Source organism: Chthoniobacter flavus Ellin428, from assembly GCF_000173075.1.
GTDB lineage: Bacteria > Verrucomicrobiota > Verrucomicrobiia > Chthoniobacterales > Chthoniobacteraceae > Chthoniobacter > Chthoniobacter flavus.
In genome coordinates this window covers 1-21,333 of the sequence record NZ_ABVL01000023.1, presented here as the reverse complement: position 1 = coordinate 21,333, position 21,333 = coordinate 1, and the positions used below count along the sequence as shown (strand labels likewise).

The 21,333-nt window shown below is 62.8% G+C and carries 18 protein-coding genes; 9 read left to right on the top strand and 9 right to left on the bottom strand.

The window, feature by feature from the left end; genetic code table 11:
• Positions 1-7: 7 nt before the first annotated feature.
• Positions 8-982, bottom strand: a complete 975-nt coding sequence (locus tag CFE428DRAFT_RS25785; protein WP_006982626.1) for a glycosyltransferase family 9 protein — start codon at positions 980-982, stop codon at positions 8-10.
• Between the two features lie 118 nt (positions 983-1,100).
• On the opposite strand from CFE428DRAFT_RS25785, the gene CFE428DRAFT_RS34505 reads away from it, so the two are divergent.
• Positions 1,101-2,174 carry a glycosyltransferase family 4 protein gene (locus tag CFE428DRAFT_RS34505; RefSeq protein WP_006982625.1) on the top strand — a complete coding sequence of 358 codons (1,074 nt, stop codon included), beginning with the start codon at positions 1,101-1,103 and terminating at the stop codon, positions 2,172-2,174.
• Between the two features lie 86 nt (positions 2,175-2,260).
• Here CFE428DRAFT_RS34505 and CFE428DRAFT_RS25775 read toward each other — a convergent pair whose 3' ends face one another.
• Positions 2,261-3,310, bottom strand: coding sequence for an HD domain-containing protein (locus tag CFE428DRAFT_RS25775; protein ID WP_006982624.1), 1,050 nt, complete (start codon positions 3,308-3,310; stop codon positions 2,261-2,263).
• A 143-nt stretch (positions 3,311-3,453) separates the two neighbouring features.
• On the opposite strand from CFE428DRAFT_RS25775, the gene vccD reads away from it, so the two are divergent.
• Positions 3,454-4,161, top strand: coding sequence for a Verru_Chthon cassette protein D (vccD, locus tag CFE428DRAFT_RS25770; RefSeq protein ID WP_006982623.1), 708 nt, complete (start codon positions 3,454-3,456; stop codon positions 4,159-4,161).
• Here the strand turns inward: vccD and CFE428DRAFT_RS25765 are convergent.
• The 4 genes from CFE428DRAFT_RS25765 to CFE428DRAFT_RS25750 all read right to left on the bottom strand — a co-directional run bounded on the left by CFE428DRAFT_RS25765 (position 4,147) and on the right by CFE428DRAFT_RS25750 (position 11,785).
• Positions 4,147-5,223 (bottom strand): Gfo/Idh/MocA family protein, encoded by a 1,077-nt coding sequence (locus CFE428DRAFT_RS25765; protein WP_006982622.1) that lies wholly within the window; start codon positions 5,221-5,223, stop codon positions 4,147-4,149. The two genes, vccD and CFE428DRAFT_RS25765, sit on opposite strands and share 15 nt — an antisense overlap.
• A gap of 115 nt (positions 5,224-5,338) precedes the next feature.
• Complete coding sequence (locus CFE428DRAFT_RS25760) at positions 5,339-6,688, bottom strand: Gfo/Idh/MocA family protein (protein WP_006982621.1); 1,350 nt, start codon at positions 6,686-6,688, stop codon at positions 5,339-5,341.
• Between the two features lie 73 nt (positions 6,689-6,761).
• On the bottom strand, positions 6,762-9,062 hold the full coding sequence (locus tag CFE428DRAFT_RS25755; RefSeq protein WP_049975758.1) for an alpha-1,4-glucan--maltose-1-phosphate maltosyltransferase: 2,301 nt from the start codon (positions 9,060-9,062) through the stop codon (positions 6,762-6,764).
• Positions 9,063-9,250: 188 nt separating this feature from the next.
• Positions 9,251-11,785, bottom strand: coding sequence for an NHL repeat-containing protein (locus tag CFE428DRAFT_RS25750; protein WP_006982619.1), 2,535 nt, complete (start codon positions 11,783-11,785; stop codon positions 9,251-9,253).
• 383 nt (positions 11,786-12,168) lie between these two features.
• On the opposite strand from CFE428DRAFT_RS25750, the gene CFE428DRAFT_RS25745 reads away from it, so the two are divergent.
• The 4 genes from CFE428DRAFT_RS25745 (at position 12,169) to CFE428DRAFT_RS38310 (ending at position 15,571) form a co-directional block, all read left to right on the top strand.
• A complete protein-coding gene (locus tag CFE428DRAFT_RS25745; RefSeq protein ID WP_006982618.1) occupies positions 12,169-12,684 on the top strand; it encodes a cation transporter in 516 nt (171 codons plus the stop codon).
• 295 nt (positions 12,685-12,979) lie between these two features.
• The gene (locus CFE428DRAFT_RS25740; RefSeq protein ID WP_006982617.1) at positions 12,980-14,230 is read left to right on the top strand and encodes an alpha/beta hydrolase family protein; all 1,251 of its coding nucleotides are present in this window, start codon (positions 12,980-12,982) and stop codon (positions 14,228-14,230) included.
• 76 nt (positions 14,231-14,306) lie between these two features.
• Entirely contained in the window at positions 14,307-15,278 is a 972-nt protein-coding gene (locus CFE428DRAFT_RS36180) for a glycosyltransferase 87 family protein (RefSeq protein WP_006982616.1), read from the top strand.
• Entirely contained in the window at positions 15,197-15,571 is a 375-nt protein-coding gene (locus CFE428DRAFT_RS38310) for a hypothetical protein (protein ID WP_083805344.1), read from the top strand. Before CFE428DRAFT_RS36180 ends, CFE428DRAFT_RS38310 begins: the two co-directional genes overlap by 82 nt.
• Before the next feature lie 69 nt (positions 15,572-15,640).
• Here the strand turns inward: CFE428DRAFT_RS38310 and infC are convergent, their stop codons facing one another.
• Together infC and CFE428DRAFT_RS25720 are read right to left on the bottom strand one after the other, a co-directional pair.
• A complete protein-coding gene (infC, locus tag CFE428DRAFT_RS25725; protein WP_420196897.1) occupies positions 15,641-16,237 on the bottom strand; it encodes a translation initiation factor IF-3 in 597 nt (198 codons plus the stop codon).
• Between the two features lie 385 nt (positions 16,238-16,622).
• Entirely contained in the window at positions 16,623-17,108 is a 486-nt protein-coding gene (locus CFE428DRAFT_RS25720) for a hypothetical protein (protein WP_237705566.1), read from the bottom strand.
• 164 nt (positions 17,109-17,272) lie between these two features.
• Between CFE428DRAFT_RS25720 and CFE428DRAFT_RS25715 the strand changes: the two genes are divergently transcribed.
• The 3 genes from CFE428DRAFT_RS25715 (at position 17,273) to CFE428DRAFT_RS25705 (ending at position 21,061) form a co-directional block, all read left to right on the top strand.
• Positions 17,273-18,007: a response regulator transcription factor gene (locus CFE428DRAFT_RS25715; protein ID WP_006982613.1), complete on the top strand. Its 735-nt coding sequence runs from the start codon at positions 17,273-17,275 to the stop codon at positions 18,005-18,007.
• Positions 17,991-19,721 (top strand): sensor histidine kinase, encoded by a 1,731-nt coding sequence (locus CFE428DRAFT_RS25710; protein WP_006982612.1) that lies wholly within the window; start codon positions 17,991-17,993, stop codon positions 19,719-19,721. The genes CFE428DRAFT_RS25715 and CFE428DRAFT_RS25710 overlap by 17 nt, the downstream gene beginning before the upstream one ends.
• A gap of 320 nt (positions 19,722-20,041) precedes the next feature.
• Positions 20,042-21,061 carry an alpha/beta hydrolase gene (locus CFE428DRAFT_RS25705; RefSeq protein WP_006982611.1) on the top strand — a complete coding sequence of 340 codons (1,020 nt, stop codon included), beginning with the start codon at positions 20,042-20,044 and terminating at the stop codon, positions 21,059-21,061.
• Here the strand turns inward: CFE428DRAFT_RS25705 and CFE428DRAFT_RS25700 are convergent.
• Positions 21,037-21,333: LamG-like jellyroll fold domain-containing protein (locus CFE428DRAFT_RS25700; RefSeq protein WP_042725808.1), on the bottom strand; the 297-nt coding region annotated here is incomplete at its 5' end. The genes CFE428DRAFT_RS25705 and CFE428DRAFT_RS25700 overlap by 25 nt on opposite strands.

Below are 21,333 nucleotides of genomic sequence, written 5' to 3'. Positions count from 1 at the left end.
AGAGTGGTCACGGTTGCGCGAGGAGGGAATCGATAGCACGAACCACCGCTGCGGTCGAGATTTGGTCCATGGGGGCGCCTTTCATCCGCGGGGTGAACTCGGTGAGGGGGGCGTCCGGCTGGGCCGCGGAGAAAACGACCGCCCGGTCGTGCAGGGGACGCCAGTGGAAGGGGTTGGTCGGGCCGAAAAGGGCAATTTGTGGGATGCGGAAGGCGGAGGCGAGGTGAACGACCCCGGTATCGCAACTGACCACGATCCGCGCGCCGGCAACCAGCGTGGCGAGGGAAATCAAATCCTTCGGATACTGGATTTCCCATTTCCTATCCTCCTCCAGATGAGGGATTTCCGCGACATGGGCCTTTTCATAGGCATCGGGGCCGCTGGTGATGATCGTCTTCAGCCCGTGCTTCTGGAAGAGGTCGGCGGCGACCGCGCCCCAACCGGCAGTGGTCCAGTATTTCTCGAGCCGGGCGGTGCCGGGGTGGAGCAGGGCGTAAGGCTCTGTCGGGGCGGACGATGCTGCCGGAAGGACGAGTTCGGGCCGGAGATCGGGGTCGATGTCCGCTTTCGCCGCCGCCACCAGGTCCAGATAGTGTTGAGAGGTGTGGACGTCGCGCACCTTCGAGGGGCTCCACGTCTTGTAAGCGAGCGCCCGCAGGCGGTTGCGCCGGACCCATTCGAAGCCGACCCGCGTCTTCGCCCGCGAGAGGGCGGTGGCGAAGGCCGAGCGATCGTTGCCGGTGAAGTCGAAGCACATGTCCCAGCCGCCGGTCAGCACCTGCTGCCAGGGATTCCAGCCCCGGCCACGGCCAAACACGATGCCACCCTGGATCGACGGAATGGCCGAGAGCAGGGGAGCGGTGCCGTCCATCACGCCGAGGACGATCTTCGCCTCCGGCCACGCGGCATGCATGGCGCGCAGGGCCGGGGTGGTGAGGACGAGATCCCCGATGCGCTTGAGCTGCAGGGCGAGGATTCTCAAGGCAATTTAGGATTTAGCATTGGGCTTTTTACGTTCACAAAGACGGCAGGTATGCGGCACTGAGTCCGGACGCCAGACGGCTGGACTGCAATCCTAAATGCTCAATCCCAAATCCTAAATGAAGATCGGACTCGTTCGCCGTGGCTATTCCCGCACCGGGGGTGCGGAGGCGTATTTGCGACGTTTCGCCGAGGCGGCGAGCGAGGTCGGGCATTCCATCGTCCTCTTCAGCGAACGCTGGCCGGTCGAGGAATGGCCCTTCGAACTCGTGCCCGTGGACAGCAAATCCCCGGGGACCTTTGCGGATGCCGTACTCGCCCTGCGCCCACGCGACCGCTGCGATTTCGTCTTCAGCCTCGAGCGTCTCCATACCTGCGACGCCTATCGCGCCGGCGACGGCGTGCATGCCGCGTGGCTGGAACTGCGGAAGAAATTCGAGCCGCCGTGGAAGGCGTGGTTCCGGCGGTTCAGCGGCAAGCACCGGGAAATCCTCATGCTGGAGAAGGAGCTCTTCGGCCCGCGCGGCGCCCGGGCGGTAATCGCCAACTCGGCCCTCATCCGTGACGAGATCGTGCAGCATTTCCAATATCCGCAGACACAGATCCAGGTGATCCACAACGGCGTCCCACCTTTCAACGTGCCGCCCGATGCCCGCGCCCACACGCGCGCCTCGCTCGGACTCAAGGACGACGATTTCGCCATTCTCTTCGCCGGGTCCGGATGGTCGCGCAAAGGCCTGCGCTTCGCCATCGAGGCGATGAACGAGGCGAAGCTCGACCATGCCACACTGCTGGTCGCCGGCCGGGGTAATCACCGCGCGATGCCGAAGAGCCAATACACGCGCTTCCTCGGTCCGGTGAAGGACATGCCTCCACTGCTCGCCGCCGCGGACGCGTTCATCCTACCCACGATCTACGACCCCTTTTCGAACGCCTGTCTCGAGGCGCTGGTCGCCGGACTGCCGGTCATCACCAGCGCACAGAATGGCTTCTCGGAAATCATCGAATCCGGTCTCGAAGGCGAGATCATCCAGGAACCCAACGACGTCCCTGCGCTGGCCGCCGCGATCAAGAGCTGGAGCGATCCCGACCGCCGCGCCATCGCGAAGCTCCGCCTGGAAACGCTCGGCGCCCACTACACCATCGCGGAGAACGTGCGGCAGACGCTGGCGGCCATCCAGGCGCTGCGGTGACGAAGTGTTAAGTGTTAAGTGTTAAGTTGTCAGTTTTAAGAGCAATGCGCGGCAGGCGCTGCCACTTAAAACTTAAACCTTAAAACTTAAGACTCCTCCGCCGGCGTAAACTTCTCCAGCGGCGCCACGAGATTTCCCGGCAAGGGCCACACCCGCTCCTGAATGCGCGGGCCGAGCTGTCGCGAAGTGGCATAGGCCTGGGTCATCATCTCCATCTTCGCATCGAGATTGTCGACGTAGTGCAGCGCCCAGGCCTCCGGCGTCTTCGGCACCACGGGGGAACCAAATTGCAACTCGCCATGATGCGCCGCCAACAGATGCAACAGGTGCAGCCGCACATCCTCACTAGCCGGCAGCAACGCCGCCCAACCCGCTGCCACCTCCGTCGCCAGCACCTTGCGCCACAACGCGTTGACCAGTTCGATACCAATGGTGATATGCCCGAGCATCTCCCCGCGCTCGTCGAACGGCATGACAAAGCCATCCGCCGGCAGTGAGTTCTCCCACAGCTTGCCCGAGTCGTGAAACAGCACCCCGGCGACGAGCAGGTCGCGATTCAGAAACGGATACGCTCCCGCAACAGCCAGGGCCCCGCGCATCATCTGCGCGACATGCTCCACCAGCCCCCCTCGGCGGGCGTGATGATTCCCGCGCGCCGCGGCCGCCCGGCGGAATCGCGGCCCGTATTCCGTAAGAAACAGCACCGCCAGTTCCCGCAACCGCGGATCGGCAATCGCCCCCACCGTCTGCTCGATGAACGCAAAGTCAGCACCCTGCTTTTCCCGCAGCTCCGGCGAGCCCGCCAGCAGCGTGTCCCGCTCCTCGGCGGTCAATTCCCGGCAGTTCCACTGCTTGGCGTCGAGGCCGAAGCCGCCATTGTGGGCAAAGGCCCCGGTCACTTCCAAAAACGTTCCCACCGACATCTCCTCGCACGCCGCAAAGGCCGGCGAATCGCTCCACGCCCGCAGAGTGATTTTCGCCTCTGCGTCCGCCAGGACGAGTTCCCAAAAGGGCTTCCCGTCCCGAGTCTCCTTTTTGGTCAGCGTCTCCACCTGCCCATGCACCGCCGCCTCCAGGCGGCCCTCCGTGGCGCGCTGCTTCAGCACCGAAAGGGGAAGAATTTCCGTGGATTTCATGAGGTTTCTCCCATGCAAACCCGGCTCCCGCGGCTGTCGAGGCGGAAATAAGCGGGGGATGAAGATTCCTCAACTTGGCAGTAGTCAAGTCGCCCAAAATGGGTATCAATGTCATTACATTGCCAATCTAAACCCCCACCCGCATGAAAACGTCCTCCTCCAGAATAAGCGGTTTCTCTCTGATCGAGCTGATGATCGTGATCTTTATCATCATCATCATCGCGGCGTTTGTCGTCCCGGCGGCTTCGACGGTTTTGAGGGGCTCGCAGCTCACGCAGGGCGAGCAAGTTCTCTACGATCAACTCAGCCTCGCCCGCCAGTACGCCCTGTCAAAGAATCACCCCGTGGAAGTGCGCTTCATCCGCTACGCCGACCCGGAAACCCCGGGTGAAAGCGACGCCTCCGGCAATCCGATTATCGCCAACGCCCAGTACCGCGCCATTCAGGTCTTCGATACCCTCGACGCCATCGATCCGACGACGAACGACTTCGTCCGCGCGCCGATCGATAAGCCGGCGATTCTCCCGCAGTCCATCGTCATCGACAAGGGCACGCTTTCCACCATCATCAGCCAGACGGCCAGTGGGAACGCCGGTCCCGCTCAAGGCACCCCCGGTCCCAAGGACCCGCAGATGCCGCGCAACGTCGGCTCCAAATACGACTTCATCTACTTCCGCTTCATGCCCGATGGCTCCACGAACATGGGACAGACCGGCATCTGGTGCGTGACGCTGCATAATATCAACGACGTCATCGCCGGCACCACGCCGCCGGCGAACTTCTACACCATCCAGATCGATCCGGTGAGCGGCGCGATGAAGCAGTATCGCCCGGGCCTAGCTCCCCAGTAACGGCACCGTCCGTTTCTCGCGCGCGCTCAGCGCCGCGCTGTCCACGATCTGCTGCCCGATGCGCGCGATCTCGGGATGCAACGGCCCGCGCTCGAACGGCGCCCCTTCGAGCACCGAGAGCAAATACTGGATCGGATCCTGGAACGGCGAGCGTACTTCATCCACGGGCACTTCGAAACCCTCCGGCCGTTCGGCGGATTGCAGCCGCAGGTGCGTGGCATAGTCGTAACACGTCATCGTCCCGCGCCTCCCGCAAATCACAAACCCGCACTTCGGCTGGGGCTGTTGAATCCATGGATCGCTGAACGTTCCCCAGCGCGTCTGGATCGTCGAAAGCCCATGCGCATAGCGGCAGACCGTCACGCTGTGTTCATCCACTTCCAGTCCTTCTGGCGTATCCATCGTGCACGTCACCTCGATCGGCTTGCGGCCGCCCTGGAACCACGTTCCGAGCGTCGCGCCATAACCGGCGTAATCGAGCAGCGAGCCGCCGCCGCGATCCTTCTTGTAGAACCAGCTCGCGCGCTTCTCCTCGGGCGTCGGCTCGCATACCACCTTGTCCGCGCGATGAAAGAGCGGCCCGCGATTTCCGCCGTAATGATGCACATTGAGCACCTCACCGATCACGCCTTCATCGATCAACCGCTTCGCCGTGATCGAGCACGCTGACCAGCGCGTCGGCCAATTGATCGCCAGCAACTTCCCCTTCGCCTTTTGCACCGCCACCATTTCATCCGCCTCGGTGAGTGACCCCGCGAATGGCTTCTCGACCAGGATGTTCACGTCGTACTCCGCCACGCGCTTCGTCCATAGTCCATGTTCCGCCGCAGCCGGACACAGGATCACCAAATCCGGCTGCGTCTTTTCCAAACAAGCGCGGTAGTCCGTGAACACCCGCTCGTCCGGAATGCCGAACGCGCCGATCGCATTCTGCATCCGCCCGAGTTGCTCATCGCAAATGCCAACGATCTCCGCCTGCGGATGCTCATGCACCCGCCGCAGCAAATCGCCCATGTGCATGTGGTCGAAGTTAATCCCCGCAATCTTCCAAGTCTTGCTCATAGGTGTTTCGAATTCCGCGCTCCTCGTCGACTCAAACAAAAAGTAGCCCGCGAATCACCCGGATCACACGAATAGACCCATTCGTGTGATTGGCGTGATTCGCGGGCCAAAATCTCTAGGCAACTTTCCATTGCCCGCGGTACTCCCGCGTCAGCCACGCCGGGTTTCCCGTGCCGCCCGCGAAATTATTCTTCGCCGGATCCCACTGGATCTTCTCGCCGTGGTAATAGCCGAGGTTCAGCAGATGGCAGCAGGTCACGCTGCGCGCACCGATCTCCACGTCGCAAATCGGCCGGCTGCGCTTCTGGATCGCATCGAGGAAGTCCTGCTTGTGATCCGCGCTCGAGTAGAGCTTCACCTTCGCGTCGGCGAGGAATTCCTTCTCCAGGTTATCGAGCTGGGCCGTCAGCGCCGGCTGATCGTTCTTGTCCATGAACTTCGCCTTCTCCGCGCCCTTCACCTGCACGCGAATCTTCCCGCGGTTCACATACACCTCGCCGTCGCTGCCGAAGAACGTCACGCCGTTTTCCTTGATGTGCGTCACTTCCACGCCATTGGCATAGCGCAGCTTGCCGCCCGCCTCCGCCGTCTGCCAATCGCTCGGCGGAATGACTTCCACCGGACCGCTGTCATCCATGCCAAGGCCCCACTGCGCGATATCCAGATGGTGGGCGCCCCAGTCCGTCACATAGCCGCCGCCGTATTCACGATACAGGCGCCAGAGTGGGAAATGCGTGTGCACCCCACGCGGGCTGAGGATCGAATTGTAGCCGCGCATCGGCGCCGGCCCGAGCCACATGTCCCAATCGAGTCCCGGCTCCGCCGCTTCCTCCGCCAGATCGCACGGCACGCCCGGCTTGCCGAAACCCGCTTCCACGCGCGAGATCTTGCCGATCACGCCATTGCGCACCAGTTCGCACGCTACGCGGAACTCGCGCATCGAGCGCTGCATTGAGCCGGTCTGGAAGACGCGATCGTGCTTGCGCACCGAATCCACCAGCGCACGTGCTTCGTGCAACGTCTCGGTCAGCGGTTTCTCGCAGTAAATATCCTTCCCGGCTTCCGTCGCCGCGATCGCAATCAGCGCGTGCCAGTGGTCCGGCGTGGCGATGACCACCGTGTCGATGTCCTTCCGCCCGAGCAGTTCGCGGAAGTCCTTATACATCTCCGCGCCCTTGAAATCGCTGCCGCTCTTCTTCGCATAGTGCTCTCCGATGATCCGCTTGCCTTCGTTGCGCCGGTTGTTGTCCACATCGCACACCGCCACACCCTGCACCTCATCCTTCCCCAGGAAACCCCCCATCAGTCCATGCATCTGCTTGCCGATGCCGATGAACCCGAAGGTCCGGCGCGAATTCGGCTTGGTCTCCGCCGCCCAGATATGCGACGGCAAAATGAGCGGGGCGATACCGGCCGCGAGAGTGGACTTGAGGAACGAACGACGGGAAGAGCGAGGGAGGTTCATGAGATAAAGAGTGAGCTTGGGGACAATCCCCGCGCAAGCGATTCATTGGGGGAGGAATGCGGAACGCAGCCGCCTACAAGTAATAATCGAAATCCTTCTCGCTATGCGTCTTCCGCCGCACGCGGAAAACGTGGGCGGGCTTGTCGGGATGCAGGCGCACGAAATTGCGGCGGCCGGTCCAGAGGTAGCGCTCGTCGTTGAGGAGGTCGTGCACTTGATACTGCTGGTCTTCGACCCAGCCGAATTGATCGACCGGCACATCGATATATGCGTCCTGGAAATGGAACGGATCGAGCGAGACGACGACGAGGATGATGTTATCCCGCGCGGCGGTCATCTTCGAGTAGTAGAGCACCAGGTCGTTCTCGGTGCGCTGAAACTGGAGATTGCGCAACTGCTGCAGCGCGCGGTTCTCGTGGCGGATGCGGTTAAGCCGCGTGATGATCTCCTTGATGTTCCCCGGCGCATTCCAGTCGCGCTGCTTCCACTGGTATTTCTCCGAGTCGAGATACTCCTCCTTGGCCAGCTGTTTGTAGTCGTTGTCGCAGAGATGGAGGAAATGGCCGACGTTCGAGGCGGCGTCCCACGGCTTCTTGTCGAGGCCGAGGTTTTCGCAGAGCTCGAAACCGGAATAGATGCCGTAGACCGGCGAGAGCGTGGCGGCGAGCACGGCACGAATGATGAACGCGGACCGCCCGCCGAATTGCAGGAAGCTGGGCAGAATATCCGGCGTATTCGGCCAGAGATTCGGGCGCATGTATTCCGAGCACTCGGTCTGGGTGATCTCGGTGAAATACTTGGTGAGGCCTTCCTTGGTATTGCGCCAGGTGAAGTAGGTGTAGCTGTGGGTGAAGCCGGCCTTGGCCAGGACCTTCATCATCTTCGGACGGGTGAAGGCTTCGCTGAGGAAGAGCGCGTCGGGGAAGCGCGCCTGGACGCGGCCGATGAGGTATTCCCAAAAGGCCACCGGCTTGGTGTGCGGATTATCCACGCGGAAGATGCGCACACCGTGCTCGCACCAGAACTCGATGACGCTGGTGAGCTCATCCCAAAGGGTGCGCCAGTCGGCGTTGTGATAATTCAGCGGATAGACGTCCTGGTATTTCTTCGGCGGATTCTCGGCGTATTTGATCGTGCCATCGGGCCGCTTGTAGAACCAATCGGGATGCTCGTGAACGTACGGGTGGTCGGGCGAACAATTGAGCGCGAAGTCCAGCGCCACCTCCATGCCGCGGGCGTGAATCTCTTTCACCAGCCAGCCGAAGTCTTCGAGCGTGCCGAGCTCGGGGGCAACGTCCTTGTGGCCGCCGCCGTTCGGGCATTTCTGGTGACGATTGCCGATGGCGTAAGGCACGCCGGGTTCGCCCGGCTGGCAGTTCACCGCGTTGTTCTTGCCCTTGCGTGCGGTGATGCCGATGGGGTGGATTGGCGGGAAATAAATCACGTCGAAGCCCATGGCGCGGGCGTCATCGACGCGCGGCAGGCAATCGCGAAACGTCGAGCCCTTGTCGCCACGGCCTTCGGCCGAGCGCGGGAAGAACTCGTACCATTGCGAGAAATTGGCCCGCGGACGGTCGACGTAGACTTGTGGGTAGCGTGGGGTGAAATGAAACTCGGGTTCGGGTGCGACGACCGGTGCAGCGGCGGCTTTCGGCTCGGCTACGGTGGCGGGCTTTTTCTTTTTGGATGCGGCGCCTTTCTTTCCGGCGGGCGAGGATTCGGTGGGGAAAGCGATGACATTGCCCGCGCCCTTGCGCGCCGGCGCGGCAGCATTTTCCAGCGGAGCCGATGGCGCGGAGAGCGCGATGAGCTTGGCGACAGGCGGCGGGTTCAGCAGGTATTCGGCGCTCTCGCTGCGGTCGGCATAGGCGGTCATCAGCGCTTCCATCTCGGGCGAATGGGCCAGCGCGTTGACGGTCTCAGGATTGCCCTCGCGGACTTTGTCCGACAGGACCACGAGGCGTTCGGCATCGCGTTTCTGGCCTTGGTCCTGGGCCAGTTTCGCCGCGCGGCCGACGAAGCTCGCGCCTTCCAGGATCTCGCTGGTCAGCTCGGTGAGGCCGGCCTCGAATTTCACCTGAAACTCGTGCTGCCACGACCGGAAGTAATCGCCCCACGCTTCGATGGTGTATTCGTAGACGGCGTTTTCGAAGACGGAGAAGACCCCGCTCCAGCGGTCTTTGTTGTAAGGGTCGATGCATTGCATCGGCGTCTCGTGCCAGCGGTGGTGGCCCTTTTTCCGCCACTTCAGCACGGCCAGGACGATGTCGTGTCCGTCCTTAAAGACATCCGTCTCGACGACGATGTCCTCGCCGATGGCGCGCTTGATCGGATACCGGCCGCCTTCGACGAGCGGCGACAAAGCTTCAATCACGACAGACGGCGGGCGAGGTATCATGCCGGGAAGGATGAAGGAGGAAGGCGGAAGGAGGAAAGGCAGAACATCCACCTCCTAATCGGAGGGACGCGCTCCGTCGCGCTCCCACTTTTGTGGTTCAGACGGAAAGGAAAGTGGGAACGCGCGGGAGCGCGCCCTCCGAGTCTTTCCGCCGGCGCCGCCCGTTACGGCACAACCGCGGTGACGAAGCCCACGTCGTCGATGTGCGTGGTATCCCCGCGAGTGGTATTGGAGGTCAGCGCGACGGAGACGATATAGGTCCCGCTCGGGGCGACGAAGCCGAAGAAGGTATCGTAGACCGGGCTGGTGGTGTTGCGGTTTACCGTGCGGGTGACCGTGGAGGTGCTCTGGTCGGAGAACGTCGCAGTCACGGTCACGGTGAGGCCGTTCAACACCGTCTCGGTAAGGTAGGTGAAGGCAAACTCCGTGACGTGTTCGCTGGCCTGACCACCGGTGATGCTGCCCAGGGTGAAGGAGATATCACCCAAGGCAGAGCCGGTATCCGGCGCGGTGAGGCAATTGGTCACGCCGGCGGTGCCGGAGGGCGGGGCGAGCGGCGAGATATCGAGCGCAGAACCGGCGGTGAGGCCGATGCTCAAGGTCTTGGTGCCGCCCCCGTAGCTGGCCGCGATGGCCGGCGCGGAAGTCAGCGCATCGCCAGAGACATCGAAGCTCACCACGCCACCCATGTGATTGGTGAAGGCCGAGGCGACCGCCGGGGCAAACGTCGTCTGGTCCGTCTGGCCGGCATTGGCCGTGGACGTGCCCTGGACCAGCGTGTGGCCATTCGGGTCGACGACGTTGGTCGTATGGCAGGTCACAGTCGCGGTCGGGTTCCAACGAAAGATGACCACCTTGTTCGTGTTGTAGTCGTCCTTGGTGATCATGTATTCGCCGTTTGAGCGGACGTAGGCGTGGAGGCTGTACATCGAGTCGGTGTCGTTGCCGGTGAAGACGTTGTTATTGCTGACCAGCGTCAGCACCAGGCTGCCGGTGGTGAGGCTGAAGACGTCGACATTCGGTATCGCGTAGTAGCCGACGAAGAGATACGAACCGGCGGCGGCCATCGATTTGGCGGTGCCGCGGCTGAGCGTGATGACGTGGTTCGGTGTGCGGTTGCCGGCGAGCCAGCTGTTGTAGACTTCGACGCGGTTGCCGATGGTGGTCCAGTCCGTGGCGCCGCCGGCGAGGATCATCGTGTCGGTAGCCGGCAGGTAGCGCAGTTGGTTCAGCGGCGCCATGGTTGAAGGCGTGGGCGTGGAAACCGCCGCGCCCCAGATCGGTGAACCGTTGGCGTTGAAACCGGTCAGCGGGTATTCCTGGATGGCGTTGGTTTTGTCGAGGCCGGTCCAGACGTTGCCCGCGGAGTCGAGGCAGAAGCCGTTCCGCACCCGGGCACCGGAGATGCCGAAGGTGGTGGTGCCGGGAATGGCGACATAGCCGTCGGTCGACTGGTTGAAGTAGTAAGTGTAGAAGCCGTCCGGATTTTGCCCGCTGGCGATGAGGATACGATTGCCGTTCACGGTCGTCGTTTGCCCGAAATGCAGCCCGCGATCCTGACTGCTGGTGTTGAGCCGTGGATCCGTCGGGTAGCGGAAGGGGTTCACCGTGTTGGCGAGCAAGCCTGCCCCGCTGGAGCCGCTGAAGAGCAGGTCGCCGCTGTAGAGGTTCACGCCGTCGGTGCCCGGATCGGGCGCGGCGCTGCCCTCGAAGTTCAGCCCCTGGATCATCCAGAGCAGCTTGCTCGTGCTGTCGTAGCAGTGGATATCGGTCTCGCCATTGCGGCCGAGGTCCCAGGTGCCGCCCCACGGGTTGTTCAGCACATACATATTGCCCGCCGAATCACCGCCGATGCCGACGACGCGAGTGAAGCGGCCAACGCCGGTTTCACCCATGATGCCGGTGGTGCTATTGAGATAGCCGCCGGTATCGCCGTAGGTGAAGGCGAGCGTGGGCGTGCCGCTGAGATTGGTGTAAACCTTGATGTTCATGTCCGGTCCCTGGTCGCCGACCCACAGGCGATTTTGCGAGTCGATGTAGAGCGAGGACGGACGCGAGGTGGAAGCCATCTGGATGACCGTGCCGGCGGTGCCGGTGGAACTGAACCGGCAGATCTTCCCGCTGCTCTGCTGCGCCACCCAGACATTCGCGCCGCCATTTTCCACGGCGACAGCACCGGGGCCGGTGATGGTCCAGCCGCGTTCGAAGACGCCACCGGTGGTGTAGACCTGGATGCGATTGCCGGGGAAGTCGCTGATGTAGAGCTCGCCATTGTAATCGGCGAGGCCGGTGATGGCGTCGCCCGTGCCAGTGCTGACGGTGAACTTCAGGTCCTGGGCGAGCGAGGTGCGATTGTAGCGGCCGACGGCGCCGGAGTTCGGCGAAGCGAGTGCGGCGAAGATGTCGGTGGCATCGCCGGTGATCGCGGAGCCCTGGGTTTGATTGGTGCCACCGGCTTTGCCGATGGTGACACCGTTCTGGTAGATGCCGATGTTGCGCCCGTTTTCATCCCAGTTACATGAGGTGTAGACGATGCCTTGGGGGGAGACCCACATGGCGCGGGCACAATTGCCGGCGTAGCTGGTGGACGTCGGGTTGGAATTGCCGACCCAGTCGGTGGTGTAGGTGAGGTTTTCGCCTTGGGTGGCAGTGGCCGCGCAGCACAGCGCGGCGATGAGCAGGGTGATTTTCTTGTTCATGTTGGAGGAGGGGGTTGGGGGTTTTACGAACCGCGGTGACCGGAAAAGGAAGAGGGCGCTCGAGCGAGCGCGAGAGATGCGGAAAGCCGTAGGGGCGGAGCCGCGCAGAGGAGGTGATCGGCAATTCATTGGGGGGAGATGCGAATCGCCAGCACGATGTCAGAACGTGAACAACCTCGCCTATTGTCCGAACGGCCAAGGACCAGAGCGGCGCCCTTTATTCGAATTCACACCCCGCACGCTCCCTCATTGGATGTTCGATGTTGGGTGTTGGACGTTGGATGTTCTCCTACCCCCGTCGTCTCCCGTCCGCACCTCGTTCGATGAAAGCTTGCCCTCGGCGCAACCTTTTGCATCCTCCAGCGTTTCACCCGCCACACCCAATGAACAAAACCATCCTCACCCTCGTTCTCACCGCCGCCCTCGCTGCTTTTGCGCAGGCGGAAACCACCGTCAAACTCTCCAACGTGCATCTTTGCTGCAACAGCTGCGTGAAGGGCGTCGACAAAGCCGTGGGCACCGTCTCCGGCGCCAAGGCCGCATCCGATAAAGACGGCGGCACCGTGACGGTCACCGCGTCGGATGACGCGACCGCGCAGAAGGCCGTGGACGCCCTCGTTGCCGCCGGTTACTACGGCAAGAGCGACAACTCGGCGATCAAGGTCAGCTCCGAAACCGGCGCGAAAGACGCGAAGGTTTCCGCGCTCACCATCAACGACGTGCACCTCTGCTGCAAGAGCTGCGTCAAGGCCGTGAACGGCGCGCTCGGCGAAGTGAAAGGCGTGGCCAGCAACACCGCCGAGAAGGGCGCCAAGTCTTTCGAGATCAAGGGCGACTTCAACGCCAAGGAAGTGGCCGAGGCGCTGCAGAAGGCCGGCCTCACCGGCAAGGTTCAGTAAGCGCGCCGCTTTAGAATTCGAACTTCTCAAAGCCTCTCGCGTCTCCGGACGCGAGAGGCTTTTTTGCGGAGGGATGCACTCCGGCGCGTTCCCCATTTTCCGCGGGCCGCGTTTACAAACACGAAGGGGCGGGCCACGGACGCATGCGTTCTTGGAGATGCGGTAGTCCTCCACCGCTTTCGAGAGGTGACTCCCAAAGCGCCAAAGGACAGGCGCCCTCCAAAACGCGGTCGCGCCAAATCTCGATTCATTTTCCCACTTAGGTTCTCACCTTGAATTTGATCTTTCTCCCGACATGAAACATCGCCTCGCCCCTTTCCTTGCTCTCAGTCTTTCACTCGTTTTCGTTACCGCGTGGACGACCCGGGCCGCGGATGCCCCTTCCACCGCAGCGAAAGCCCCGAGCAATCCGACCGGACCGATGTGGGATGTGGAGGCACTGGGAAAAGCGCCGAAGACCTATCCCGCGGATCCGCTGCGCGCCGAGGGAATGAAAGGCATTTTCTTCGAAGGCCTGCCTTATCGAGGCAAACCGACGCGCGTCTTCGCCTGGCTGGGGATTCCCGCGACGGAACCCGGCAAAAAGGTCCCGGGCATCGTGCTCGTGCATGGCGGAGGCGGGACGGCGTTTGAAGCGTGGGTGCGGCTGTGGACGAGTCGCGGCTACGCGGCGATTGCCTTCGATACCTGCGGGGCGATTCCGGTCCACACTGCCGATCCGAAGAAGTGGCAGCATCACGATGCCGGTGGTCCGCAAGGCTGGGGTGGTTGGGACCAAATCGATAATCCGCGAGAGGATCAATGGACCTATCACGCCGTGGCCGATGCCGTGCTCGCGGACTCGCTCCTGCGCAGTCAACCCGAGGTCGATCCGGAGCGCATCGGGGTCACGGGAATTTCGTGGGGCGGCTATCTCACGAGCATCATTGCCGGTGTGGATTCCCGGCTGAAATTTGCCGTGCCGGTCTACGGCTGTGGTTTCACCAATGAACATGGCTTTGCCAAAAACGTGGAGGCGCTCGGGCCGGAGCGGGCTACACGCTGGATGCTCTGGTGGGATCCCTCGGTTTATCTGCCCGCCGCGAAGATGCCGATGCTATGGGTGGACGGTACGAACGACTTCGCCTACACGATGAATGCCTGGCAGAAATCGTATCGTCTGCCGCAGGGCGCGCACACCTTGTGCCTGCGCCCACGCATGCCGCATGGCCACGGCCCCGGCGAGACTCCCAAGGAGATCCAGGTTTTTGCCGATAGCATCGTCAATGGCGGCAAGCCCTTGGCGAAGATCACGGCGCAGGGCCGCGACGGCCGCAACGTGTGGGCGGCCATCGCCGGCGAGACGAAGATCACCAAGGCCGAGTTGGAATTCACCAAGGACACTGGTCCCTGGCAGAAGCGCCTGTGGGAAGCCGTCCCCGCCGAGATCGGCGCCGATGGGAAAATCCACGCCACTCTGCCGGAAGGCACGAAGGTCTATTATCTGAACCTCACCGACGATCGCGATTGCATCGTCAGCACCGAGCACGAAGAGGTCGATCTTTGAGAGTTCGCGAAAGGGGGCATTCTTCGGTGCTCTCTGTCCAGTCCTCGCACGGCGCCTGCTAAAGCAAGGCCGCCCCATGAAGAAGAAGCCTGAATTACTGGTCCTGCTCATCGCCCTGCTGGCGATGGCGGCAAAGCTGTATTGCGCCTCCACAACCTACGGGACGGTGGACGAGGTTTTCTTTTACCGGTTTGCGCAGAACATCGCCCACGAAGGCGTCGTGAATAACTACCTGCACGACCCGCTGTTCAATCACCCGCCGCTTCTCGGAAACTACCTCGGCTTCATCTACGAACTCGCTGGCGGCAGCAACACCACGCGAGCCAGCGGCCAGCGCTTTGCGTTCTATCAACGCCTGCCGGGGATTATCGCGGACTTCATCGTCGTGCTCGGGCTGCTCTGGGTTCGTCGACGCACGGGACGTCCGCCGTGGTGGGCGATCGCTGTGCTCGCGGCCAGCCCGATCTCGTTCATGGTCTCCGGCTATCACGGCAACTTCGACCCGCTGATCCCACTCGGGTTGGTGCTTACCGTGCTGGCCTGCATCCACGGCCGTGCCTTGCTCGCCGGCGTATTGCTGGCCGTGGCCTGCCAGGTAAAGATCATCCCGCTCATCATGAGCCCGGTGCTCTTTTTCTTCTGGTGGCATCGCAGCAAGGAAAGAGCGGTAACCTTTGTCGTGGCCAATGTGCTGACGCTGCTCCTTTGCTGGAGCGCGCCGCTGCTGGCGATCCCCGGAGTCTTTGCCCGCCACGTTCTGGTTTACAACAGCATCTGGGGTTGGTGGGGCATCACCTATTTGTTGAATATGACCGGCATCCCGGCGTTCGCAGGCATCGTCTCCATGAAGCGCTCACCCCGGCCGAAACCTGGGTCGTGCAGGCGCTCAAGCTGCTCATCATCGTCGGGACGCTGGTGGTCGCGTGGCGGCGGCGCAAGGGCAGCGCGGCGGACTTGCTGGCCACGATGGCCGTTGTCTGGGCGCTGTTCTTCACCTTCGCACCCGGGTTCGGCGTCCAGTATCTCGTCTGGGTCAGCCCGTTCCTGATCTACTACTCCGCACGCTGGTTCCTGGCGTTCACGGCTGCGGGCTCGGTCGCACTCTTCGTCTTCTACAACTCGATCTCCAATGGCATGCCGTGGCAAAAAGGCATCGGCCTCGAGCGATTCTTCCCCGTCTGGGGACCACCGCTCCTCCTGCCATGGGTGGTCTTCGTCGCGTTCGTCATCTTGAACCGTCGGGAATTCGGAATTGGCGCCGCGCCCCAAAATGGGCAACTGGATGACGCCTCCGGCGAAACCGGCGAGAGCGCGCCCTCAACCGCACCGTCTGTTTCCTAAAAAGCAAACGGACGGACGCGCGGGGGCGTGTCCGTCCGAGTTGATAGCCTTGGTCAGGCTCAAAAAGGGTTATGCTTCTTCTTCTGCTGCTGCTTCCTCATCCTCGTCCCCGTCCTCCAGCGGCGGGAGGTCGCCATCGGTCGAGAAGTTCCGTTTCCGCTTGTTCTGCGGCAACGGGGCGAGAGTCATGGTGACGCTCTTGCCGAGGAGCTTGGGCTCCATCTCCACGTGAGCCATGGTGACGAGATCCGTTTTCACCCGGGCCATGAGCTGCATGCCGAGTTCCTGGTGGGCCATTTCGCGACCACGGAACTGCAACTGCACGCGCACCTTGTTGCCCTTGTCGAGGAACTCTTCGGCGTGCCGCATCTTCGTCTCGTAATCGTGCTCGTCGATGTTCACGCGGAACTTGATTTCCTTGAGCTTGCTCGAGACGTTCCTCTTCTCCTTCTCGTGCTTGGCTGCCTCGTACTTGAATTTACCGAAGTCGACAATGCGACAGACGGGGGGATTGGCACTGGCGGCGACCTCGACGAGATCGAGCCCCATTTCCTGAGCCTTGCGAATGGCGTCTGAAAGCTTCATGACGCCGAGCTGCTGACCGGTGGCAGCGAGAATCACACGCACCTCACGGGCGCGGATTCGACCATTAACACGATTTTGGATTTGAATAGGGAGACACTCTTTCCGAACGGGCGGGGAGCGGGTGCACGCGCGGGATTTTGGACTTCGATTTTCGCAGTAGACTTGGCGGTTCGACGGAAAAATCCGCGAACCGAGGCTCCGGCATCGTCGCGCTTGCGAAGCGCATTCGACGATGAGGCGCTCGGCTATGCGCCGCTCACCCGAGCATTGCATCTACAGAAGGAATTGCTGCCGGGCAAGGCGAATCTTACAAGGATTAGTCAGGCGACGCCCCGACCAGCCAGTGAGGTTAGGCTGACTGCCGGACGGCTGCGGCAAATTGGAGGCCGCCGGTTGTTTAGCCAAAACTCCTGGAATACGGACGCGCACCGGAAAAACCAATCCCACGATCGGGTTGTATCTCCCTCTAGTTGTGCGGGATGGGAAAGAGTGCCCGCCACTGCTCCCTGGTCAGGCGTGGGGTGCCGCCGAGGGTCCCGGTCACCAAGCCTCCGCTGTGGAGGGAGGTCGTTTGCAGGCCGGTGGACCCGGTTGTTTGCTGGGATTTCTGGCCGTTCGACGGGGTCGGAGCTTGCTCGGAATGGGGAGCCGGCTTGGGGTCGTCGTTCTGGTCGCTGTTGTCGCTATTCAGCATCTTCAGCAACTGCGAGATCATCGGCGCCACCTTGGCGGGGTCCACATTGCCGTTCGGCGCCGTGCCGGCCGGCGCCGGGTTGCCAGCCTGGTTGGTGCCCAAGGTTTTGAGCAATTGGGCCAGCGTCGCCTGCATTTCCGGAGTGAGTTTGACCTCCTGCGGAATGTTCGGGACTTGAGGGTCGGATAGCTCATCCGCGCGAGCGGTCAGCGCGAAGACGGTGCACGCCAGGGCCATGAGCGAAACGAGGGAGCGCATTTTCATCATAATTAGGAGGTGGGTTGATGTTTTCTCCGGGATGACAGCGATTCGACTCTACTCTCGTTAAGTCCGTGTGTTTGTGAAATCGATATTTTGTTAAGGAAGTGTAAATCTCCCCACGCCGCCCACGCGACCAGCTAACCTTTGCCCCCAGTCCGCTCATGAACTCCTCCCCGTCCGCAACCCGCCCTCGCCTGCTCGTCATCGATGACGACCGCAAGCTCTGCCGGCTCATCGCCGACTACCTCGACCCGCTGGGCTATGACGTTGCAACGGTGCATACCGGTCCCGAGGGGGTGGAGCGCGCGACGGCCGAGGCGTGGCACGCGGTGATCCTGGACCTGATGCTGCCGGGGCTCGATGGCTTCGAAGTGCTCAAGCGCATCCGCCGGACCAGCGATGTCCCCGTGCTCATGCTCACCGCGCGTGGCGATGAAGCGGACCGCATCGTCGGCCTCGAGATCGGCGCGGACGATTACCTGCCGAAGACCTTTTCCACCCGCGAACTGCTCGCCCGCCTGCGCGCCGTCACCCGCCGCAGTGTCCGTACGCCCGCCACGACCGACAAGGAGACTGAGGCCGAGATCGTGATCGACCGGCTGCGCATCAATCCCGGCTCCCGCACCGCTGCGCTCGGCGACCAGGCCCTCCTGCTTACGCCGGTGGAGTTCGAGTTGCTGCTCTCCCTGGCTCGCGCCAAGGGCCGGGTGAAGACGCGCGACCATCTCCTCGAGGAAATCCGCGAGCGCGAATACGAAGTCTTCGACCGCTCCATCGACGTCCACATTTCCGCCCTGCGCAAGAAGCTCGGTGACGACCCAAAGACGCCGCACTTCATTCGCACCGTGCGCGCCGCGGGTTACATGCTGATCGATCCTGATGCCGACTCCTACTAAGGCCGCCAGCCTGCCGGGATTCCGCTTCCCGCTGTCGCTGAAAATCCTGCTGTGGTTTGCGCTGAACCTCGGGTTCATCGTCGCCGCCGCGGTGATCTTCGCGCGTGGGCAGCTCAAGCTCGGGCTGGATTCGCTGCTCGCCGGGCCGGTGAATGACCGCCTGCAATCCATGGCCCTGGTGCTGTCGCGACAGCTCAATGAGGAAGCCCAGCCAAAATGGGAGCAGAGCATCCAGAGCACGAGTGCGGCTTATCACCTGCAGATGGGGCTCTTCCGTAACGATGGCGGCGCATTGACCACCGGCATGACGCTACCGGCCGAGGTGCGGGCGCGGTTGCTGGAATTGCAGCCGGTCCAGAGAAGCAAGCCCGGCCCGCCGCCGGCCCGTCGCCCCATCGGCCCGGAGGGCCGTCCACCCCCGGAGGACGATCCTTCCGGACGCCCGCCGCCGGATGATTTCAATCGGGAAGGTCGTCCGCCCTCGAATGGTCCGCGTCACGGTCCGCCGCCTCCCCGCCCGGATCCGCCTCCGCCTCACGAAGGTGGCGATGATTCCCCGCCACCGGCGGTGCAGGGAGGTTTTCCCAAGATGATGGTCCACACGAATTCGCCGAGCCTGTTTTGGGTCCTCATTCGCATGCCCGTGCTCGATCGCCAGACGCGTCCGCCGGCGCCGACCACGCTCGTTCTGTCGACCGATGATCTGCGCGGGGGCGGCCTGCTCTTCGATTATCGTCCGTGGCTCATCGGCGGCGGTGCGGTGCTCATCCTTTCCGTACTCATGTGGGCGCCGCTGGTCCGCGGTATCACTCGCGCCTTGCGGCAGATGACGGGTGCGGCGGAATCCATCGCGCAAGGCCGTTTCGAGACGCATGTGGAGGCAAATCGCGCGGATGAAATCGGCCGGCTCGGCGGGGCGCTCAATCACATGTCGGCACGCCTGCGCGAATTCTTCACCGGCCAGAAACGTTTCCTCGGCGATATCGCCCACGAACTCTGCTCGCCGCTGGCCCGCATGGAAATGGCGCTAAGCATTCTCGAGCAGCGGGCCGATCACAAACAGCGCGACTATGTCGAGGACGTGCGCGAAGAGCTGCGCCACATGTCCGAGCTCGTTCATGAGCTGCTCTCCTTTTCCAAGGCCGGCGTGGGCGGGAAGAATGTGGAATTGAAGCCCGTGCCGCTGGCCGAGATGACCGGCCGCGTGGTCGCCCGTGAGGCGAAGGAGCATGGTGGTGTCATTGTGGATGTGCCCGGCACGCTCTCGGTGATGGCCGAACCCGATCTGCTCGCGCGCGCTTTGGGGAATGTCATTCGCAATGCCCTGCGCTATGCCGCGCCGACGCACGCGGGCGGCGAAAATTATTCGTATCGTCCCACCGTGCAGAGCGATGGCCGGCCTTCCGGACCGATCACCGTTTCGGCGCGCGATCGTGGGGAACGCATTTCGCTGATGGTGACCGATTGCGGGCCGGGCGTTCCGGAGGAAGCGCTCCATCGCCTCTTCGATCCATTCTTCCGCCCGGAATCCGCCCGCACGCGCGAGACCGGCGGCACCGGCCTCGGCCTGGCCATCGTGAAGAGCTGCGTGGAAGCCTGCGGCGGCACCGTCGCCGTGCGCAACGTGAAGCCCAGCGGTTTGCAGGTGGAATTCGAACTGCGCAAGGCGCAGCCCCAGGCCGTGGGGAAGAATTGGATGGCGTCGAAGACGTAGTCACCTGGCTGTAGCGGCGCCGTCCCGGCGTCGGAGAGCGAGTGCGCAAAGGATGCGCGATGGCGGGCTCTGGGAGTGGCGACTTTCCAGTCGCCGCCCGACGTAAACGCGCGTAGCGCCATCTTTGGGGCGTCGCTCCGCGACGCAGGGTCTTTTCTGGAAAGTCGCCCCTCCCAGTGAGAGGCAATCGAAAGCGCGACCGCAATCTCGTCAATTTCGCTAGCCTGGCAATCGACGGCGAGGACGGCGCCGTTAGAGACCGGCTAAGAACGCCCCACCAATCCCGGTCAAAGATTCCTGAAAGGCTGCCTCTTCCCAAAATGAAACGACTTCTCCCCATCCTCTTTCTGGCATTCAGCTCCCTCTGCCTGGCCCAGGAAAAAGTGTCCCAGCCGCCGGAGCGCAAGCCTGCCGATGGCCCGTTCATCCCGGCGCCCGCGTTGCCCGGCGGCATTGTGCTCTCGCTTTATCCGCCCGATTCCCCGCTGCTCAACCACGCGCGCATCCACGAAGCCGAGCACTACAACACCAGCGGCAAGAGCACGGACAAGCTGCTCAACACGATCAACATTCACAACCCCAGCATCGAGGTGCACCTGGCGCCCAGTGATGCGCCGGCCACGGGCGCGGCGGTGATCGTCGCGCCGGGTGGCGGACACAAGATCCTCTGGGTCGGGCCCGAAGGCTACGACGTCGTGCCGTTCCTCGGCCGCTACGGTGTGGCGACCATCGTCTTGCGCAATCGCCTCCGCATCGACGGCTACGAGCCCACGGTCGACGCGGTGAACGACGCCTTTCAAGCGATCCGCCTCGTGCGCAGCCATGCCGCGGAGTGGAAGATCGACCCCGCGAAAATCGGCATCATCGGTTTCTCCGCCGGCGGCGAACTTTCCGCGCCCGCCGCGCTCTTCTTCGATGACTTCGCGAAGAAAAATAGCGGCGCCTCCGATCCGCTGGCGAAGGTCTCACCGCGCCCGGATTTCGTGGGCCTGATTTATCCGGGCCCGTCGCCTTTCGCCAAGGCGCCCGATACCTCGATCCCGGCCAACGTGCCGCCGAGCTTCATCACTTGTGCCGGTTCGGGCGACCAGGTGCACGCCGTGTGGGCGACCGAATATTTCACCGCCATGCTCAAGGCCGGCGTGCCGGATCTCGAGATGCACATCTACGGCCGCGGCGGACACGGTGGCGCAATCAGTTCCCGCAACGGCATTCCCTTCGGTACGTGGCAGGATCGATTCATCGATTGGGTCCGCGACCTCGGCTTCCTCGATGCGCCCGGCACGGAAACGAAGGCCGCCAAGGACGTCGCCGCCTACGCGAAGAAGCACGGAAAGTAAGGCGGGCGCCGTAGCGGCGGTCTGTGACCGCCGAAGGATAGGAGGGATAGGAAGAATGGGAGTTGGACCCCGCCTCCCTCGTCCCCGCGGTCTTGAAGTCGGGGCGGATGGTATTGTCCGCGCGTCACGTCCTTGCCATTCACGTAAATGAGCGCCGTGCCACGCGCCCGATCGACCCCCACGGCGACGTGCACCCATTGATCCAACGGGAAGGCATTGGCCGCGGTATGGGCGTCCTTGCCGGCGGTGCCGTTGCCGGTCTCGAATTGAAT

Coding starts and splice junctions, on each gene's coding strand:
- CFE428DRAFT_RS34505 (WP_006982625.1), top strand. CDS start 1,101: ATGAAGATCGGACTCGTTCGCCGTGGCTATTCCCGCACCGGGGGTGCG.
- CFE428DRAFT_RS25775 (WP_006982624.1), bottom strand. CDS start 3,310: ATGAAATCCACGGAAATTCTTCCCCTTTCGGTGCTGAAGCAGCGCGCC.
- vccD (WP_006982623.1), top strand. CDS start 3,454: ATGAAAACGTCCTCCTCCAGAATAAGCGGTTTCTCTCTGATCGAGCTG.
- CFE428DRAFT_RS25765 (WP_006982622.1), bottom strand. CDS start 5,223: ATGAGCAAGACTTGGAAGATTGCGGGGATTAACTTCGACCACATGCAC.
- CFE428DRAFT_RS25760 (WP_006982621.1), bottom strand. CDS start 6,688: ATGAACCTCCCTCGCTCTTCCCGTCGTTCGTTCCTCAAGTCCACTCTC.
- CFE428DRAFT_RS25750 (WP_006982619.1), bottom strand. CDS start 11,785: ATGAACAAGAAAATCACCCTGCTCATCGCCGCGCTGTGCTGCGCGGCC.
- CFE428DRAFT_RS25745 (WP_006982618.1), top strand. CDS start 12,169: ATGAACAAAACCATCCTCACCCTCGTTCTCACCGCCGCCCTCGCTGCT.
- CFE428DRAFT_RS25740 (WP_006982617.1), top strand. CDS start 12,980: ATGAAACATCGCCTCGCCCCTTTCCTTGCTCTCAGTCTTTCACTCGTT.
- CFE428DRAFT_RS36180 (WP_006982616.1), top strand. CDS start 14,307: ATGAAGAAGAAGCCTGAATTACTGGTCCTGCTCATCGCCCTGCTGGCG.
- CFE428DRAFT_RS38310 (WP_083805344.1), top strand. CDS start 15,197: ATGGCCGTTGTCTGGGCGCTGTTCTTCACCTTCGCACCCGGGTTCGGC.
- CFE428DRAFT_RS25720 (WP_237705566.1), bottom strand. CDS start 17,108: ATGCGCTCCCTCGTTTCGCTCATGGCCCTGGCGTGCACCGTCTTCGCG.
- CFE428DRAFT_RS25715 (WP_006982613.1), top strand. CDS start 17,273: ATGAACTCCTCCCCGTCCGCAACCCGCCCTCGCCTGCTCGTCATCGAT.
- CFE428DRAFT_RS25710 (WP_006982612.1), top strand. CDS start 17,991: ATGCCGACTCCTACTAAGGCCGCCAGCCTGCCGGGATTCCGCTTCCCG.
- CFE428DRAFT_RS25705 (WP_006982611.1), top strand. CDS start 20,042: ATGAAACGACTTCTCCCCATCCTCTTTCTGGCATTCAGCTCCCTCTGC.